The sequence below is a fragment of the Streptomyces sp. NPDC026206 genome (genome assembly GCF_040638465.1).
Taxonomy (GTDB): domain Bacteria; phylum Actinomycetota; class Actinomycetes; order Streptomycetales; family Streptomycetaceae; genus Streptomyces.
In genome coordinates this window covers 1-16911 of record NZ_JBEZYL010000026.1, presented here as the reverse complement: position 1 = coordinate 16911, position 16911 = coordinate 1, and the positions used below count along the sequence as shown (strand labels likewise).

Sequence of the window (16911 nt, the reverse complement as noted above, 5' to 3'; positions counted from 1 at the left end):
CTCACATCGCAGTGCACAGGAGTTGCAGCCAACCATGACCGCTCACCGTTCCCTGGCCCGCCGGGCCGTCTCCGTCGCCGCTGTCGTCACCGCTGTCGTCACCGCTTCCGTGGTGCTGGCCGCCTGTGGCAGCGACGACAGCCATGACAGCCACGACGCGGGTTCCTCGCCGTCCACGTCCGCGTCCGCGTCCGCACCGGCCTCGGCCGGAGCGCACAACACGCAGGATGTTGCCTTCGCCAAGGGCATGATCCCGCACCACCGTCAGGCGGTGCAGATGGCCGCTCTCGCCGAGTCCCGCGCGTCCTCGCCCGAGGTGAAGTCCCTGGCGGCGGACATCAAGAAGGCCCAGGACCCCGAGATCAGGACCATGTCCGGGTGGCTGACCTCGTGGGGTGAGCAGGTCCCCGAGGACATGCCCGGCATGGACCACTCCGGCCACAACATGCCCGGAATGATGGGCGCCGGTGACATGGCCGAGCTGGAGAAGATGTCCGGCAAGGAGTTCGACACCGCGTTCCTCGACATGATGGTCAAGCACCACCAGGGGGCCGTGGAGATGGCCAGGACAGAGAACTCCAAGGGTTCCTACCGGCCCGCCAGGACCATGGCCGATGCCATCATCCGTTCCCAGAGCGCGGAGATCGAGCAGATGAACAAGCTCCTCAAGAAGTAGGAGACACGGTGTGGGTGGGGGGCCGGGCCGGGCCACGTCCACGGCCCGGCCCCCCACCCCGCCGCAAGCGCCGAAGGCAGCACGCGCGGAAGGCAGTACATCGGCGGCACGTCCACCGGAGGGCGCCATGGACCACCACGCACACGAGCACATCACCCGCGGTCACCCCGGTGAGGGCGGCGGCGGCACCAGCTGGGGCATGGCCGCGCAGGCCACGCTGCACTGCCTGACCGGCTGTGCCGTCGGCGAGGTCGCCGGAATGATCATCGGCACCGCGGCCGGACTGCACAACGGCGCCACCGTTGCCGTTTCCGTCGTCCTGGCCTTCGTCTTCGGCTACGCCCTGACCATGCGCGGCGTCCTGCGCGCCGGGGTGGCCGTGCGCCAGGCCCTGAAGGTCGCCCTGGCTGCCGACACCGTTTCCATCCTGGTCATGGAGATCATCGACAACACCGTCATGGTCGGCGTTCCCGGCGCGATGGACGCGGGGCTGACCGACGTCCTGTTCTGGGGCTCCCTGGCCGGGTCCCTCGTCCTGGCCTTCGTGCTCACGGTGCCGGTCAACCGGTGGATGATCGGCCGCGGCAAGGGCCACGCCGTCGTCCACGCCCACCACTGACCGGGCGAACCGGCCCGGCAGGCGGAGCTGCCGCTCAGGCGGCGGGGGCGGCCGGGGCGGCGGGGGCGGCGGGTTCCCCGAGGTCCACGATGACGAGCGTGCCGTGGCTGCCGGGCCGGACCGCGTGGGATGTCCCGGCGGGGACGATGTAGAGGTCGCCGCTGTTCACCGACACCGGGTGGCCGCCGACTTCGAGTTCGAGGCGTCCGTCGAGGACGAGCAGGGCCTCGGGAGTGGCGTGGCTTTCCTCCTCGACCGGCATTTCGTCCATTCTCAGTACCTTCAGGCACGCGGGACCCACCCGTCCCAGAACGAGCGAATGCCACCCCTGTGGGAGATACGCGGCGGTGTCCGCCAGGTTGATCGAGCTCACGACAACACACTTCTCCTGCCGGTCGGCGTCGGTGGATGCGATGTCTCAGAGGCTATGCGGCCCGCACCGGCGGCTGGTCGACCGAATGGCAAAGGATCACGATGCAGGTCAGGTCACTGCGTGGTGTGCTTGCTGCCGTTTTCGTCGCAGGGCAGGTGGTTGTTTCCATAGGCGGCCGTAAAGTCCTTGGTCATGTTGTCCTCGAGTGCCGTCATGGCGCTGGGTTTGATCTGGATCACACCGCTGAAGGGCCGCTCGACGTCCCGGATGGTGAGCAGGACACAGGCGAGCAGAGCGGTCAGGACCACCAGTGCGGCGGTGACGGTCGCGTTGTTGGCGGGCGGCAGGCACAGGCCCAGTGTGATGACGAGGATGGCGAGCGCGGCCAGCAACAGCCAGTACACGGCACCGGGGATGGCCGGTGTGGACTCGGCCACCCGGGTCTGCCGGGCCTGATCGCGGTCCCTGTCGGCGGAGACCAGCATGCTGAACGGCGCTGCCTTGGTATCCATCGTCTTGAACGTGGCGTGGAAGTCGCTGCTCCACACGTCGGGGACGGGTGAGCCCTGGCCGTGTGCCATGGCGGCCCATTCCGCCGACCGTACGGCGCGTACGTAGCAGATGAGGTCGGCCTGCAACCGCTGTCGCGGGGCGGCCGGTGCGAAGTCGGCAGCCTTGTACATGTGGTCCAGCACTTCGGTTTCCTGCCGGACCGCTTCTTCGGCTCTGCCGTTGGAGCCCGAGGCCATGACCAGGACGTAGGCGAGCACGAAAACGGTCAGGGCCTGCAGAGGCAGCACGAAATCGCGGACCGTGAGCGTGGGGGTCTCCAGAGCCGCCAGCTCATCACGCAGCAGCCGGCGGCCGACCACCCCGACGATCAGCGCACACGCGGCCACGACCACAGTGATGATCACGTGCAGATCTCCCTGCTCGACTCCTGACCTTCTCCGGCCCACTCCACCCGGGCGGCTCCCGAGGAAACGGCCGCCGGGCATGGCCCCGATGGTCCTCCGGCCGCCGCCCGGCCGAAGCGTGGACATAGCTGCCTCCTGCCGGACCACCCCATCGGAGCAGCGGATGTGAGGGACCGTTCACTGACGCTGTCGGTGACCGGTGTGGCGATGAGCGGGCTGGTGGCAGGGTCACGGCGCCGACCGGCCGCCCTCCGGTTTCCGGCAGCGCCGTACGTAGTAGGCGTAGGTCAGCGCCAGCAGCATGGGCCCCCACAGCATCCCGGGGGCGACGCACACCTTCGCCAGTACTTCCCACCCGGCGCTCTCGAACCCGATGCCGGGGCTGATGAGGCCCAGCCAGCCCAGCAGCGTGGGCATCCAGAAAGCCGTGGCGCCGAGGCCGCCGAGGGCGGCGGGGACGATGGCCGCGAAGGGCGGAATGGCTTTGCCGCCGATGAAGGGGAGCCAGGCGGGGGCGGTCTCGCCCCAGCCGCGTACCAGGCCGAAGGAGAGCAGGGCCAGGGCCTCCGAGACGAGGCTGAGGCCGAAGACGTAGGGGATGGAGATCCACATCGTCGGCATGCCGACCGACTGCACGCTGCCCATCTCGAAATGGAAGGCGAACGGCAGCCGCCACAGGCACTGGGGCAGGAGGACGAGGGGGATCGCACGGGCGGTGACGACCGCCCATCTCGGGACGGGGTGTTCCGTACCGCTCGGTGCCGGGGTGGGGCGGAGTCGACTGATCGTTGTCACACGGCCAGTCTTTTCGCGACGCGGCGGCGGGTCGTCACCCGCGGGGAGGGTCGTAACAGCCGCAGGGATGGGCCCGGCTCAGACCTGCGGAGGAGCCGTCGGAACGAGGTGCGGTGACCGTGTGGGCAGAGAGGGTCACGCCCACGCGGGGGTGACCCTCTCTCGCACTACGACTGTGCTGCCTACCGTCTACGGCTACTGCCTACGGCGACGACCGTCAGACGTTGACGCCGAAGTCCTGCGCGATGCCGGCGAGGCCCGACGCGTAGCCCTGGCCGACCGCGCGGAACTTCCACTCGGCGCCGTTGCGGTAGAGCTCGCCGAAGACCATGGCGGTCTCGGTGGCGGCGTCCTCGCTCAGGTCGTAGCGGGCGAGCTCGGCGCCGCCGGACTGGTTGATGATGCGGATGTAGGCGTTGCGGACCTGGCCGAAGTTCTGCGAGCGCGTGGTGGCGTCGTAGATGGAGACCGGGAAGACGATCTTGTCGATGTCGCCGGGGAGGGCGGCCAGGTTGACATTGATCTGCTCGTCGTCGCCCTCGCCCGCGCCGGTGACGTTGTCACCGGTGTGGACGATCGACTGGTCCGGGGTGGACTTGTTGTTGAAGAAGACGAAGTGGGAGTCGGAGTAGACCCGGCCGCCCGCGTTCACGGCGATGGCGCTCGCGTCGAGGTCGAAGTCCGTGCCAGTGGTGGTGCGGACGTCCCAGCCGAGGCCGACCGTGACGGCCGCCAGGCCCGGGGCCTCCTTGGTGAGGGAGACGTTGCCGCCCTTGGACAGGCTTACAGCCATGGGAATGTCCCTTTCTGATGGGGTAGTGCCACGAAGCTCGCGCCCGAAGCTACCGTCATCCCAGTTAACGCCGACCAGGGGACGCAGGGTTCCAGCCTTCTTTACTTTCTTTGCCAATTCCTGATGCCGCCGGCCGCCGCCGTTCCTGCCGACAGTGCCGACAGCAAAACGAGGTGACGGAGCCGCTCGCGGCAGGGGAACATGGGACGCATGTCCGGTCCCCACGTCATCCGCGGCTCCGTCTCCCTTCCGGAGGCCGAGCTCATGTGGCGTTTCTCGCGGTCGTCCGGCCCGGGTGGACAGCACGTCAACACCAGCGACAGCCAGGTCGAGCTGCGGTTCGACATCGCGGCGACCGAAGCGCTGCCGCCGGTGTGGAAGGAACGGGCGCTGGAGCGCCTCGCCGGCCGGCTGGCCGACGGGGTCGTGACCGTACGGGCCTCCGAGCACCGTTCCCAGTGGCGCAACCGCGAGACCGCGGCCGTGCGGCTGGCGTCGCTGCTGGCGGAGGCGACGGCGCCGCCGCCCAAGCCGCGGCGGCCCACGAAGATCCCACGCGGCATCAATGAGCGGCGGCTGCGGGAGAAGAAGCAGCGCGCCGACACCAAGCGCGGCCGTTCGGGCCGCGGCTGGGGCTAGACCGCCGACGCGACCACTGGGCCGGGCCGCCGACGGGACCACTGGGCCCGCCCGCCGACGCGACTACGGGGCCGGGCCACCCCGCCGTGCTACGTCAGGAAGCGGTACCGCCCACGGAAGTACGTCAGCGGGCCGCTCTCCGAGCTCGGGGTGTCGGCTCGTAGGACCCGGCCGATGACGAGCGTGTGGTCCCCCGCCACCACGCGCTGCTCGGTGCGGCACTCCAGTACCGACAGGGCCCCCCGCACGAGCGGGGCGCCGCTGGTCCCGCCGCGCTCGTACGCGATGTCCTCGAAGAGGAGCCGGTCGCTGATGCGGCCCTTCATCGCGAAGCGGCCGGCGATGTGCCGCTGGCTCTCCGAGAGGACGGAGACACCCCACACGGGTTGGTGCTCCAGGAGATCGTCCATCCGGGAGCCGTTGCGAACGCTCACCATCACCAGGGGTGGTTCGAGCGAGACGGACATGAATGCCGTGGCCGTCATCCCGACGTCCTCGCCGCGCGGACCGTCCTCCGGGTCGTGCGCGGTCACCAGCACGACGCCCGCGGCGAGGCGGGCGAGGGCTGCGCGGAATTCGTCGGCGGTCACCTCTTCAGGATGAGCTATGCCGGTCTCTGGGGGCGAAGTCGTCTGCAACACGCTCTGCACGCTAGCCGTCCCGGGGGACGGGACGCATCGGGCTTCCGGACGAGACAGGTCCTAGGTCGGAGGTGCCCCGAAGGCGACCTTTCGATGTCATCTCGATGTCATCGAATTTGCGTTCACGAAGCATAAGAGCGCACTCGAACGCCAGTAGGAGGACTTCATCACGCTTTGTGACTTGAGTCACAGAGGCGAGTTATTGTTGACCCTGTGTACCGGGTGTTCAGCTCGCTGTGATTCAGTGGCCGGGTAAACGGACGAACAAGAAGCCTGGAGTTGCTGTCGAGGTCTCGGGGGAGAGCGAGCTATGGAGACCGAGTCGGAGCCGTATGTCCGCCTGGCCACCTTGAGGCAGGTCCATCAGGCCATCGCGGAACTGAACACCGCGCGCAGCCTCGCGGACACCTTGCAGACCGTCGCCGACGGCATCGTCGCCGGGCTCGGCTATGAGCTCTCGGCCGTCAATCTCGTACGCCCGGACGGGGATCTCGTCGTGGCCGCGGTGGCCGGGAGCGCCAGCGCCGAGGCGCTCATGGCGGGCCGCGTCGGCTCCCGCGTGTCGTGGGAGCGGCGGCTGTCGATGGGCGACCACTGGGGCGGGCTGCGCTTCATTCCGTACACCGAGGGCTGGGTGCTCGACGAGGACGACGTCCCGCAGTGGCACACCGGCGGACCGGCGCCGCGCTTCGCCGACGAGTGGCACCCGATGGACCGGCTCTTCGCCCCCATGTACACCGCCGGGCCCTCCGGCGGGGAACTGCTCGGCGTCATCTCCGTGGACAAACCGCGCAACGGGCGGCGACCGGGGCCCTGGGGCCGTGAGGCGCTCCACATGTACGCGTCACAGGCCGCGATTGCGATCAGTAACGCTCGTCTACGCGCAAATATGCAGCGTGCCCTGGTCCGGCTCGAACGCGAGCAGCAAGCCCTGCGCGCCAGTGAGGAAAGCTTCCGCCAGGCCTTCGAGTACGCCCCCAGCGGCATGGCCATCGCCGAGATGGGCGGCGACCAGCACGGCCGGCTGCACCGCACCAACGACGCCCTGTGCCGGCTGCTGGGCCGCTCCGCGTCCCAGATGCGCCGCTACTCCTTCTCCGACCTCGTCCATCCCGACGACATCGGTACCCTCCTGCGCACCTCCGCCGAGGGCGGCCGCGCCGAGCTGCGCCTGGCCCGGCGCGACGGCACGTTCATCTGGGTGTCGCTGCGCAACTCCGTCGTGGCCGACGCCGCCGACGGGCCGCGCTTCCTGCTCACCCACGTCGAGGACATCGAGGAGCGCAAGCGCCACGAGCTCCAGCTCGCCCACCGCGCCAGCCACGACTCGCTGACCGGCCTGCCCAACAGCGCCGAGCTGCGCGCCCGCCTCAGCAGCCGGCTCTGCGGCCGCCCGCCCGGCAGCGAGTCGCACGCGGCGGCGGCCGTGGGGCCGTACGGCTCCCTGGAGGGCTTCGCGGAGGTCGAGAGCACCGCGAGTGCGGCGGTGGGGGCGGCGTGCGGCACGGTGAGCACCCTTGCCGGTCCGGGCGCCGGAGGCGCGGCAGGAGTGGTGAGCGCCGCGCACGGCTTCGGCTCCGACGCCGCGCCCGACTACGCGCCGGACTTCACGCCCGACGACTTCGGCGGCGTGCCCGAGAGCCCGTACGGCCACCACGAACACCACCACGAGCACGCCATAGCCCCCGACGAGAGTGTCGACGACGGCACCAAGGGCCTGGCCGTCCTCTTCTGCGACCTCGACGGCTTCAAGTCGATCAACGACCGCTTCGGTCACCACACCGGCGACGCCGTCCTCATCGAGGTCGCCCGGCGGCTCAGCAACGGCGTCCGCGACGGCGACACGGTCGCCCGGCTGGGCGGCGACGAGTTCGTCGTCCTCGCCGACGGGCTGGGCCCGGCCGACGCCGAAGACCTTGCGATACGCCTGCGCAATGCCATCATTCCGCCCATAAAGGTGGATGGGCGGGCGGTGCGGGTAGGGGCGAGTTTCGGAATCGGCTGGGCGGGCTGCGGGATGTCCGCGGACGAGGTGCTGCACTCCGCTGACCAGCGCATGTACATCGAAAAACGCTCCCGCGCCAAGGCCGGCCGACGAGCCGGCTGAGCCCCTTTCCGCCCCCCTCCGGGGGTGCGGTGCGCGGCGTGAAACCGCCCTGTCGGGGTAGGCTGCGCCGATGCGGCACCGCCGCCGACCGTGGTGGCCGCCCCGGCCTCGACAGCCGCGGTTCTGGCGCGTACGGGCGTGGGCGCCGATGGGCACACCATGTGGGGAGTGACAGGGGATGACGGCCGGTAACAACGGCACCGGTACGCCGGAGAACGACGACCCGTTCGGATATCTGTACCGAGGCGGCGAGGGGTCCACCGAGGGTGGCGGTTCCGCCACCCATCAGCCGGGCGTCCCCCGAACGTCGCACCACCAGGTACGCCCGGTCGGCTCGCGCACCTACGGCGGCCAGCAGGGCGCCGCCGCCCAGCGCCCCGCACCGAACCCGCACTACGCCGCCCCCGAGACCCTGCCGGGCGGCATGCCGCCCACTGCCCAGGGCGGCGGCCCGCAGCAGTCCGGCCACGCGGCCCAGGGCGGCAGCGCCCGGCCGAACCGGCGCGGGCTGCTCATAGCTGCCATAGCGGTGGTCCTGGTGGTCGCGGGCGGCATCGGCGTGGCGATCATGAACAACGACTCGTCCGGCAAGGGCGACAAGCAGAACAGCGCGAGCGGTGAGGATAGCTCGGGCGGCGGATCGGGTGATTCCGACTCTTCTTCGAAGAAGAAGGAGAAGGACAAGAAGGACGAGGGGCCCAAGAACCCCTCGGCCAACGGTCAGCAGAAGCGCGATGCGGCGAGCCTGCGGCTTGTCGGTGGCGCCACGACTGAGAAGTCGGTCTCGGGCGCGAAGGCGAACGACGGCGCTTACGTCACCGGCATGAACCAGCAGGGCGCCGGCATCGAGTGGACGGTGGAGGTCGAGAGTGCCGGCCGTTACCGGCTGAACCTCTCCTACGGTGTCCCCGGTCAGGACGCGAATCTCACCATCACCGCCAACGGCAAGCGTGAGAGCAGGGCGATCGACATGAGGGACCACATCCACACCAAGCCGGGCGAGTGGTCGAGCAACTGGATGAGCACCTGGTCCGAGATCAGCCTCAACAAGGGGACGAACGTCATCAAGCTCTCCTGCGAGGCCGGCAACAAGTGCGACTCGCATCTCGATCAGACCTGGCTCAGCGGGTCCTGACGTTCTGCAGAAACCTCGCCACCGTCCCCGCCATCGCCTCCCGCGCAGGGACGAGGTACTTGCGCGGGTCCACCGTCGATGGGTGGGCCTCCAGGAAGGCTCGTACCGCGCCGGTGAAGGCCGTGTTCAGGGCCGTGCCGACGTTGATTTTGGTCATGCCGGCTGCCACCGCGCCACGGAGTTCGGCGTCCGGGACGCCCGAGGAGCCGTGCAGGACGAGCGGGACCGGGACTGCGGCGCGGAGCGCGGCGATGAGGGCGTGGTCCAAGGTGGCCGTGCGTTCGGTCATCGCGTGGGTGCTGCCTACGGCCACGGCCAGGGCGTCCACGCCGGTGCCGGCGACGTAGGCCGCCGCCTCGGCGGGGTCCGTCCGTACGCCCGGTGTGTGGGCGTCGCCCGCCTTTCCGCCGACGCGGCCCAGTTCCGCCTCCAGCCACAGGCCGCGCTCGTGAGCCCAATGCGCAGCCTTCGCCGTGGCCTTGACGTTGTCTCCGTAGGGGAGCTTCGAGGCGTCGAACATCACTGACGTGAAGTCATGCGCGGACGCGGCGTGCAGGAGGTCCACGCTCTCCACGTGGTCGAGGTGGAGCGCGAGGCGGGCGGGGGAGGCACGGGCCACCGACGCCGTGGCGGCGGCGATGGGGGCCAGGCGGCCACCGTGGAACTTCACGGCGTTCTCGGAGATCTGCAGGACGGCCGGGGTGCCTGCGGCCTCGGCGCCGGCGGCGATGGCTTCGGCGTGCTCGACGGTGATGACGTTGAACGCCATGACGGCCGTGTTCCGGGCTCGCGCCGTGATGATCAGTTCGCTCGTGCTGACGAGGGGCATGGGGCCTCCTGCCGGTGACGGTTGCTGCGGTGCGCTCGGCACCGCCGGGCGTGTGCGTCGTGGTCGCGCGCCGTCGCGGCGGGGAGTTCTTCCCCGGTCCCGCCCCTTCCCGTAACCGGGGCTTCGCCCCGGACCCCGGGTCGCCTGCCCTCACAGTTCCCTCACCCGTACGTGCCCCAGCGTCTCCTCGTACACCGCGCGGTCGAACTCGCCCGCCGCCGGGGCGCGGACCGTCGCGGCGGACAGGGCCACAGCGCGGGTCAGGCGGTCGGGCCAGGGGAGGCCTTCGGACCAGGCGGAGAGGAGGCCGGCCACGGCGGAGTCGCCGGCGCCGGTGGGGTTGCCCGGCAGGGACTTGGGCGGGGTGGCGTGCCAGGTGCCGTCGGGGGTGACGGCGAGGATGCCGTCGGGGCCCAGCGAGGCGGCGACGGCGTGGGCGCCGCGGCGGCGGGTGGCGAGGGCGGCGCGCAGCGGTTCGGTGGAGCCGGTCAGGGCGGCGAGTTCGGCGGCGTTCGGCTTGACGACGTCAGGGCGGGCGGCGACGCCCCGGCGCAGCGGCTCGCCGCTGGTGTCGAGCAGCACCGGCACGTGCCGGGTGCGGGCCTCGCGCACGAGGTGCGCGTACGCGCCGACCGGCACGCCGGGCGGCAGGCTGCCGCACAGGGCCACCGCCCGGGCGTCGCGCAGGAGGCGTACGTAGCGGTCGTCGAAGGCGGCCCACTCGTCGGGGGTGACGTGCGGGCCGGCCTCGTTGAGCTGGGTGGTGTCGCCGGTGAAGTCGTCGGTGACGCCGACCGTGCGGCGGGTGTCGCCGGTGATGGGCGCGAGCGCGTCGGTGAGCGGACCGGGGCACTCCGCGAGGAGCCGGCGCAGGGTGTCGCCCGTCGGGCCGCCCACGAAGCCCGTGACCACCGTCTCGTGGCCCAGCGCGGCCAGGACCCGCGCGACGTTGAGGCCCTTGCCGCCGGGGCGTTCGGCGGCCCGGGCGACGCGGTGCGAGGCGTGCGGGAGCAGGCGCGGAACACGGTAGGTCAGGTCGAGCGCGGCGTTGAGCGTGACCGTGAGGATCATCGGCGCCTCTCTCTCGCGACTGCGTGACTCCCATGACGGATGCGCGAGCGATCATGCCAAAACAGCGGCGGCAGGCCCAGACCTCGGACCTGCCGCCGCTGTTCAAATGCCGGGAGAATCAGCCCACTTCGGGACGGACCAGCCATTCGCCCTTGCGCATGACGCCGGCCAGGTCGTACGAACCGTCGAGCACGACCAGGTCCGCGTCCTTGCCCGGCTCCAGGGAGCCGACCCGGCCGGCAACGCCCAGCAGGCGCGCCGGGTTCGCGGAGAGGGCCCGTACGGCGTCCTCGACGGGCAGCCCGTCGACCGTCACCGCGCGCTTGAAGGCGGTGTCGAGCGTCAGCGTCGAGCCCGCGATCGAGCCCGCCGTCGGGCCGTCGGCGATACGGGCCACACCGTCCTTGACCTCGACGCGCATCGGGCCGAGCGGGTACATGCCGTCGTTCATGCCGGCCGCGCCCATCGCGTCGGTGATGAACGCGACGCGGTCCGCGCCGGCCCGGGCGAACGCCAGCTCCAGGACGGCCGGGTGCAGGTGCGTGCCGTCGTTGATCAGCTCGACGGTGACGCGTTCGTCCTCCAGCAGCGCCGCGATCGGGCCGGGTGCGCGGTGCAGCAGCGACGGCATCGCGTTGAAGAGGTGGGTGGCGACGGTCGCGCCCGCGTCGATGGCTTCGAGGGTGGACTCGTACGTCGAGTCCGTGTGGCCTACGGCTGCGATGACGCCGCTGTCGGCGAGCAGGCGTACGGACTCCAGGCCACCGTCGAGCTCCGGCGCCAGCGTCATCATGCGGGCCGCCCCGCGCGCGGCGTCGACGAGCTTGCGGACGTCCGCCGGGTGCGGGTCGCGCAGCAGCTCCGGCTGGTGGGCGCCGCAGCGGTGCGGGGAGATGAAGGGGCCCTCGAAGTGGATGCCCGCCAGGTCGCCCTGCTCGGTGAGCTCGGAGAGGACCGCGGCCTGCCGGGCGAGGTCGTCCAGGTCGCCGGTGACCGTGGAGGCGACCATCGTCGTGGTGCCGTGCGCGCGGTGCGTGCGGATCGCGGTGAGCGCCTCCTCGGCCGTGCCGGCGGAGAAGGACGCGCCGCCGCCGCCGTGGACGTGCAGGTCCACGAAGCCGGGGACGATCCAGTGCCCGGTGAGATCGAAGGTGATCTCCTCCTGCGGCGCGTTGTGTGCGATGCGTCCGCCCTCGACCGTGACGCGGCCCCCCTCCGCCACCCCGGTCGGCAGCACCACGTGGGCACCGGCAAGAACCGTTCGATCGACCATCAGGCGGATACCTCCGTGGGTTGCGTGGCGTGCTCGGCGAGCAGGTCCCAGGCGAGCAGACCCGCGCCCAGGCAGCCGGCGGTGTCCCCGAGGGCCGCGGGGACGATGAGGGGGAGTTTCTGGAACGTGATGCGTTGCGCGACCGCCGCGCGGAGCGGCGTGAAGAGGGTGTCGCCCGCCTCCGCCAGCCCGCCGCCGATGATCAGCGTGCGGGGGTCGAGCAGGGTGAGGCCCATGACCAGGCCGTCGGCGAGGGCGTCGACGGCGTGCTGCCACACGGCGCGGGCGCGCGGGTCGCCCGCCGCGACGGCCCGGGCGCAGTCGGCTGCGTCGGCAGCCGCCTCGCCGCTCGCGGCGGCCCAGGCGCGGCCGACCGCGGAGGCGGAGGCGACCGTCTCCAGGCAGCCGCGGCCGCCGCAGCCGCACTCCGCGCCGTCGGGGCCGGGGCGTACGGCGATGTGGCCGATCTCGCCCGCGCAGCCGTGGGCGCCCTCCTCGATGCGGCCGTCGATGCCGATGGCGCCGGCTATGCCGGTGCCGAGGGGGACGAAGAGGAAGCGGTCGGCGCCCCGGCCGGCGCCGATGCGGCCCTCGGCGAGGCCGCCGGTGCGGACGTCGTGGCCGACGGCGACGGGGGTACCGGCGCGCTCGCCGCGCTCGCCGCGCTCGCCGCTGAGGCGGCGGCTCAGCAGGTCCCGGAGGGGGACGTCCCGCCAGCCGAGGTTGGCGGCGTACACCGCGACGCCCTGTGCGGTGTCCACGATGCCGGGGACGGCCACGCCTGCCGCGGCTGCCGGTTCGCCGTACGTACGGACGCCGTGCTCGCGCAGCTCGGCGGCGAGGCCGAGGATGCCGGCGACGACGGCTTCGGGGCCCTTGTCGCGGCCGGTGGGGCGCCTGGTCTCGTAGAGCAGCGTGTGGTCCGCGCTGACCAGCGCGGCCTTGATGGCGGTGCCGCCTACGTCTAGGGCGATGACGTGTTTCACGCATGTAGTTTTGCGCGTCCGGGTGCGAAAGGTCTAGTCCACTCGCCGGGGGTGGGGCGGTGCGGCACCGTTTCCCGCCTCCGGCGGGACTTCGGGGCTCCGCCCCGGCCCCCGGTCCTCAAACTCCCCCAGCTACCGCTGGGAGGTGCCCCCAGACGGGCTGATTTGTTGCCCGGACCGGGGCTCAATCTCCCCCAGCTACCGCTGGGAGGTGCCCCCGGACGGGCTGGATTTGCCAGCCCGTCCGGCGATTGAGGACAAGAAACGGTGAAAGGGCGGGGCGGGGGCGAGAACCGTTCAGCCGCACGCCCGCACGCCCCCCGGAATCGTTATCCGCCCAGGATCACGCTCCGCGTCAGGTTGCGCGGGGCGTCCGGGTCGAGGCCCCGCGATTGGGCCACCGCCACCGCCAGGCGCTGGGCGCGGACGAGTTCCGCCATCGGATCGCGGTCGCCGTCCGCGAGGACGAGCGTGCCGCCCGTGCGGGTCACGTCCGCCGCCAGGCCCTCCGGGACGGGGCCGAACACCCACGCCACCCGGCCCGGGGCCGTGACCGAGACCGGGCCGTGCCGGTACTCCATGGCCGGGTACGACTCCGTCCACGCGCCCGCCGCCTCGCGCATCTTCAGGGCCGCCTCCTGCGCCAGGCCGTACGTCCAGCCGCGGCCGAGAAACGTCCACTGCTCCGCGCCCAGCGCCTCCGGCGGCAGCGGGTCGGCGAGCGCCCGCTCCGCGTCCTCCGCGGCGCCGGTGACCGCCGCTGTGCCCTGCAGCCCCGCCCTCAAGTACGCAAGGGCCGTCGTCGCGAAGCGGGTCTGGACCACCGACTCCTCGTCCGCCCAGTCCAGCACCGCCACCTCGTCCGCCGCGTCCCGCACCGGCGTCCGCGGGTCGGCGGTGATCGCCAGCGTGGGCACCCGCAACGCCTCCAGCAGCCGCAGCACCTCCGTCGTCGTACCGGACCGGGTTATCGCCACGACACGGTCGTACGGTCGCGCGAGGGGGAACTCCGACGCGGCGAAGGCGTCCGTCTCGCCCTGCCCGGAGGCCTCGCGCAGGGCCGCGTACGACTGGGCCATGAACCACGAAGTGCCGCAGCCGGTCACCGCCACCCGCTCGCCGGGCCGCGGCAGGGCCGCCGCGCTCGCCGCGGCCTCGGCGGCGCGCCGCCAGCAGTCGGGCTGGGTGGCGAGTTCACGACCGGTGAGGGAGCTGAGGGAAGGGGACGGCTTCATGCGCTGCTGCTCCTTGCGGGGTGCGGTAAGCGGTCATCCCGTGGATAGCAGTCCCGTGTGACCTGGGGGAAGAGCGCTACGGCGATACCGAAGCGCAACCCCCGGGGCGTAGACCGTAAGGTGGCGCGCGGGAGAAACTCACGGTCTCCACGGGACTCACGATCTCCAGGGGGGAGATTCACGGTCTCCATTGAGCGAACACGAACCACAAGGTGGGTAGCAGTAGTGCAGCGGCGGCGGTTCTTGGGCATGACGGCGGCGGGTGCCGCAGCGGCGGCGTTGGCGCCCGCGCTGACGGCGTGCGGGAGCGAGGGCCCCGGCGGCGACAAGAAGTTGAAGCTCGTCGCGGCCGACTACGGCGACAAACCGGGCAACTCCTCCAAGAAGTACTGGGACGCGCTGGTCCGGCAGTTCGAGAAGCAGCACGGCGGCATCAAGGTCGACGTCGAGGTCTACAGCTGGACCGAGGTCGACAAGAAGGTCGCCGACATGGTCGCCGCGGGCAAGGCCCCCGACCTCGCGCAGATCGGCGCGTACGCCGACTTCGCCGCGGCCGGCAAGCTCTACAGCGCCGAACAGATGATCTCCATACCCACCCAGGCGGAGTTCATCTCCTCGATCGCCAAGGCGGGCGAGGTGCACCGCGTGCAGTACGGCCTGCCCTTCGTCGGCAGCACCCGCCTGCTCTTCTTCAACAAGGCGCTCTTCAGGAAGGCCGGCATCGCCAAGGCCCCCGAGAGCTGGGACGAGCTCCAGGCCGCCGCCGCGAAGCTCCAGGCAGCCCGGGTGCCGATACCCTTCGGCCTGCCGCTCGGTCCCGAGGAGGCACCGGCCGAGACCATGCTGTGGCTGCTCGGCGGCGGCGGTGGCTACACCGACAACACCGGTGCGTACACCATCGGCTCGCCCGAGAACGTCAAGACCTTCACCTGGCTGCGCGACGAGCTCGTCGGCAAGGGCCTCACCGGCTCCGGGAACCCGGCCCGCACCAACCGCCAGGACGTCTTCGACGCGTTCACCAAGGGCGAGGTCGGCATGCTCCACGGCCACCCGACGCTGATGCAGCAGGCCAAGGCGGAGAAGGTCGAATTCGAGATGGCGCCGCTGCCCGGCATCAAGGGCAGGGCCAAGTCCACCATGGGCGTCGCCGACTGGATGATGGCCTTCAAGAAGAACGGTCACAGCGAGCAGATCGGCACGTTCCTCGACTTCGTCTACAACAAGGACAACGTCATGTCCTTCACGACCGAGTACAGGCTGCTGCCCGTGACCACCACCGCCTCCACCGCGATGCGCGAGAGCCGGGCGCACAGCGACCTGTGGCCCTTCCTGGAGCAGCTGGAGAACGCCGAGTTCTACCCCGCCGACAAGACGTCCTGGGCGAAGGTCAGCGTGGCGATCAAGGAGAAGATCGGCTCGGCCGTGCAGAAGGGCGGCGACCCGTCCGCCGTCCTCGGCGAGATCCAGCGCGAGGCGGAGGCCACGGAGCTCGCGGACCGCTAGGTTGAGTGACGTGGGCGAGGACCGGGGCGAGCTGTCGGAGCGCGATGTGGCCGTGCTCGCCCTGGAACGGCAGTCCTGGCCCGGGCCCGGCGCCAAGGAGCGGGCCGTGCGCGAGCGGCTCGGCATCACCCCGGCCCGTTACTACCAGCTGCTCAACGCCCTCCTCGACGACCCGCGGGCCCTCGCCCACGACCCCGTCACGGTCAACCGGCTGCGGCGGCTGCGCGACGCGCGGCGCGAGCGCCGCTGACCCCGGGGCGTGCGGCGTACATCCGGCGTCCGCCCGGCGTCCGTCCGGCGTTCCCGCCGTCTCCGTGCAAGTGGCCGCTTCACCGGTTGCCGCCCGGGTAGGGTCGCCGGCATGGGCAGCCACTCCCTCCCGGAACCTGTGACCGCCGCCGGCCGCGACGGCCTGGCCGCACTCCTCGCGCGGCCCGAACGCGCGGTTGTCGCCCTCGACTTCGACGGCACTCTCGCCGAGATCGTGCCGGACCCCGAGCAGGCCCGCGCCCACCCCGGTGCCGTGCCCGCCCTCGCCCGGCTCGCCCCGCGCCTGGGCTCCATCGCGGTGATCACCGGCCGGGCGGCCGGCGTGGCGGTGCGCTACGGCGGCTTCGCCGGGGTCCTGGGCCTGGAACATCTCGTGGTGCTCGGCCACTACGGCGCCGAGCGCTGGGACGCCGTGACCGGCACCGTGCACACTCCCGCGCCGCATCCCGGCGTGACCGCCGTCCAGGCGGAACTTCCGGGCGTACTGGACAAGTCGGGCGCCTGGCGGGGCACCTGGGTCGAGGACAAGGGCCGTGCCATCGCCGTCCACACCCGGCGCGCCGCCGACCCGCAGGCCGCCTTCGACGCCCTGCGCGTCCCGCTCACCGAGCTCGCCGAGCGCCACGGCCTGATCGTCGAACCGGGCCGGCTGGTGCTGGAGCTGCGCCCGCCCGGCATGGACAAAGGCGTCGCCCTCGCCGAGTACGTACGCGAGGCCGGCGCGTCCTGCGTCCTCTACGCCGGTGACGACCTCGGTGACCTCGCAGCCTTCGCGGCGGTCGAGAAGCTGCGCGCCGAGGGGGTGCCCGGCACGCTCGTGTGCAGCGGCAGCGCCGAGGTCGCGGTGCTTGCCGAGCGGGCGGACCTCGTCGTGGACGGGCCCGCCGGCACGGTGGGGCTGCTGGAGGCTCTGGCGGACAGGGTCAGCTGATCGGCTTTCCCCACCCGCCCCCGAACCGGGGCTCCGCCCCGGACCCCGGTCCTCAAGCTCCCCCAGCTACCGCTGGGAGGTGCCCCCGGACGGGCTGGATTTCCAGCCCGTCCGGCGT

General features: G+C 71.7%; 18 protein-coding genes. 8 read left to right on the top strand and 10 right to left on the bottom strand.

The genetic code is table 11. The features are described 5' to 3' along the window. Positions 1–34: 34 nt before the first annotated feature. Both AB0F13_RS25975 and AB0F13_RS25970 read left to right on the top strand, forming a co-directional pair. Positions 35–676, top strand: a complete 642-nt coding sequence (locus AB0F13_RS25975) for a DUF305 domain-containing protein (RefSeq protein ID WP_362086986.1) — start codon at positions 35–37, stop codon at positions 674–676. 199 nt (positions 677–875) lie between these two features. Beyond that, positions 876–1295 (top strand): DUF4396 domain-containing protein, encoded by a 420-nt coding sequence (locus AB0F13_RS25970; protein WP_362087087.1) that lies wholly within the window; start codon positions 876–878, stop codon positions 1293–1295. 34 nt (positions 1296–1329) lie between these two features. Here the strand turns inward: AB0F13_RS25970 and AB0F13_RS25965 are convergent, their stop codons facing one another. The 4 genes from AB0F13_RS25965 to AB0F13_RS25950 all read right to left on the bottom strand — a co-directional run bounded on the left by AB0F13_RS25965 (position 1330) and on the right by AB0F13_RS25950 (position 4173). Further along, complete coding sequence (locus AB0F13_RS25965; RefSeq protein ID WP_362086983.1) at positions 1330–1566, bottom strand: cupin domain-containing protein; 237 nt, start codon at positions 1564–1566, stop codon at positions 1330–1332. 215 nt (positions 1567–1781) lie between these two features. Further along, the gene (locus AB0F13_RS25960) at positions 1782–2585 is read right to left on the bottom strand and encodes a DUF4239 domain-containing protein (RefSeq protein WP_362086980.1); all 804 of its coding nucleotides are present in this window, start codon (positions 2583–2585) and stop codon (positions 1782–1784) included. A 228-nt stretch (positions 2586–2813) separates the two neighbouring features. Next, complete coding sequence (locus AB0F13_RS25955) at positions 2814–3380, bottom strand: hypothetical protein (RefSeq protein WP_362086977.1); 567 nt, start codon at positions 3378–3380, stop codon at positions 2814–2816. Between the two features lie 217 nt (positions 3381–3597). After that, on the bottom strand, positions 3598–4173 hold the full coding sequence (locus AB0F13_RS25950) for a TerD family protein (protein WP_362086974.1): 576 nt from the start codon (positions 4171–4173) through the stop codon (positions 3598–3600). Positions 4174–4383: 210 nt separating this feature from the next. On the opposite strand from AB0F13_RS25950, the gene arfB reads away from it, so the two are divergent. After that, entirely contained in the window at positions 4384–4812 is a 429-nt protein-coding gene (gene arfB, locus AB0F13_RS25945) for an alternative ribosome rescue aminoacyl-tRNA hydrolase ArfB (RefSeq protein ID WP_362086971.1), read from the top strand. Positions 4813–4901: 89 nt separating this feature from the next. Here the strand turns inward: arfB and AB0F13_RS25940 are convergent, their stop codons facing one another. After that, entirely contained in the window at positions 4902–5402 is a 501-nt protein-coding gene (locus tag AB0F13_RS25940) for a flavin reductase family protein (protein WP_362086968.1), read from the bottom strand. Between the two features lie 361 nt (positions 5403–5763). Here AB0F13_RS25940 and cdgB point away from each other — a divergent pair, with 361 nt between their 5' ends. Then, positions 5764–7560, top strand: a complete 1797-nt coding sequence (gene cdgB, locus AB0F13_RS25935; protein WP_362086965.1) for a diguanylate cyclase CdgB — start codon at positions 5764–5766, stop codon at positions 7558–7560. 178 nt (positions 7561–7738) lie between these two features. Then, positions 7739–8695, top strand: a complete 957-nt coding sequence (locus AB0F13_RS25930; protein ID WP_362086962.1) for a carbohydrate-binding protein — start codon at positions 7739–7741, stop codon at positions 8693–8695. On the opposite strand, the gene AB0F13_RS25925 is transcribed toward AB0F13_RS25930, so the two are convergent. The 5 genes from AB0F13_RS25925 to AB0F13_RS25905 form a co-directional block, all read right to left on the bottom strand. Further along, positions 8682–9524: a class II fructose-bisphosphate aldolase gene (locus tag AB0F13_RS25925; RefSeq protein WP_362086959.1), complete on the bottom strand. Its 843-nt coding sequence runs from the start codon at positions 9522–9524 to the stop codon at positions 8682–8684. The genes AB0F13_RS25930 and AB0F13_RS25925 overlap by 14 nt on opposite strands. Positions 9525–9674: 150 nt before the next feature. After that, complete coding sequence (locus AB0F13_RS25920; RefSeq protein ID WP_362086957.1) at positions 9675–10595, bottom strand: 1-phosphofructokinase family hexose kinase; 921 nt, start codon at positions 10593–10595, stop codon at positions 9675–9677. A 118-nt stretch (positions 10596–10713) separates the two neighbouring features. Next, positions 10714–11868 carry an N-acetylglucosamine-6-phosphate deacetylase gene (gene nagA, locus AB0F13_RS25915; RefSeq protein ID WP_362086954.1) on the bottom strand — a complete coding sequence of 385 codons (1155 nt, stop codon included), beginning with the start codon at positions 11866–11868 and terminating at the stop codon, positions 10714–10716. Next, entirely contained in the window at positions 11868–12854 is a 987-nt protein-coding gene (locus AB0F13_RS25910; protein ID WP_362086951.1) for an ROK family protein, read from the bottom strand. Before AB0F13_RS25910 ends, nagA begins: the two co-directional genes overlap by 1 nt. A 329-nt stretch (positions 12855–13183) precedes the next feature. Next, positions 13184–14089, bottom strand: coding sequence for an SIS domain-containing protein (locus tag AB0F13_RS25905; protein ID WP_362086948.1), 906 nt, complete (start codon positions 14087–14089; stop codon positions 13184–13186). A 249-nt stretch (positions 14090–14338) separates the two neighbouring features. Here AB0F13_RS25905 and AB0F13_RS25900 point away from each other — a divergent pair, with 249 nt between their 5' ends. The 3 genes from AB0F13_RS25900 (at position 14339) to otsB (ending at position 16793) form a co-directional block, all read left to right on the top strand. Next, complete coding sequence (locus tag AB0F13_RS25900) at positions 14339–15592, top strand: extracellular solute-binding protein (protein ID WP_362086945.1); 1254 nt, start codon at positions 14339–14341, stop codon at positions 15590–15592. A 10-nt stretch (positions 15593–15602) separates the two neighbouring features. Further along, a complete protein-coding gene (locus AB0F13_RS25895; RefSeq protein ID WP_362086943.1) occupies positions 15603–15842 on the top strand; it encodes a DUF3263 domain-containing protein in 240 nt (79 codons plus the stop codon). A gap of 111 nt (positions 15843–15953) precedes the next feature. Then, positions 15954–16793, top strand: a complete 840-nt coding sequence (gene otsB, locus AB0F13_RS25890) for a trehalose-phosphatase (protein ID WP_362086940.1) — start codon at positions 15954–15956, stop codon at positions 16791–16793. The last annotated feature ends 118 nt before the right edge of the window (positions 16794–16911 follow it).

Bases quoted from the DNA above. Each gene is read 5' to 3' on its own strand.
- AB0F13_RS25975 (WP_362086986.1), top strand. From the start codon at position 35: ATGACCGCTCACCGTTCCCTGGCCCGCCGGGCCGTCTCCGTCGCCGCT.
- AB0F13_RS25970 (WP_362087087.1), top strand. From the start codon at position 876: ATGGCCGCGCAGGCCACGCTGCACTGCCTGACCGGCTGTGCCGTCGGC.
- AB0F13_RS25965 (WP_362086983.1), bottom strand. From the start codon at position 1,566: ATGGACGAAATGCCGGTCGAGGAGGAAAGCCACGCCACTCCCGAGGCC.
- AB0F13_RS25950 (WP_362086974.1), bottom strand. From the start codon at position 4,173: ATGGCTGTAAGCCTGTCCAAGGGCGGCAACGTCTCCCTCACCAAGGAG.
- arfB (WP_362086971.1), top strand. From the start codon at position 4,384: ATGTCCGGTCCCCACGTCATCCGCGGCTCCGTCTCCCTTCCGGAGGCC.
- cdgB (WP_362086965.1), top strand. From the start codon at position 5,764: ATGGAGACCGAGTCGGAGCCGTATGTCCGCCTGGCCACCTTGAGGCAG.
- AB0F13_RS25930 (WP_362086962.1), top strand. From the start codon at position 7,739: ATGACGGCCGGTAACAACGGCACCGGTACGCCGGAGAACGACGACCCG.
- AB0F13_RS25925 (WP_362086959.1), bottom strand. From the start codon at position 9,524: ATGCCCCTCGTCAGCACGAGCGAACTGATCATCACGGCGCGAGCCCGG.
- AB0F13_RS25920 (WP_362086957.1), bottom strand. From the start codon at position 10,595: ATGATCCTCACGGTCACGCTCAACGCCGCGCTCGACCTGACCTACCGT.
- nagA (WP_362086954.1), bottom strand. From the start codon at position 11,868: ATGGTCGATCGAACGGTTCTTGCCGGTGCCCACGTGGTGCTGCCGACC.
- AB0F13_RS25905 (WP_362086948.1), bottom strand. From the start codon at position 14,089: ATGAAGCCGTCCCCTTCCCTCAGCTCCCTCACCGGTCGTGAACTCGCC.
- AB0F13_RS25900 (WP_362086945.1), top strand. From the start codon at position 14,339: ATGACGGCGGCGGGTGCCGCAGCGGCGGCGTTGGCGCCCGCGCTGACG.
- otsB (WP_362086940.1), top strand. From the start codon at position 15,954: ATGGGCAGCCACTCCCTCCCGGAACCTGTGACCGCCGCCGGCCGCGAC.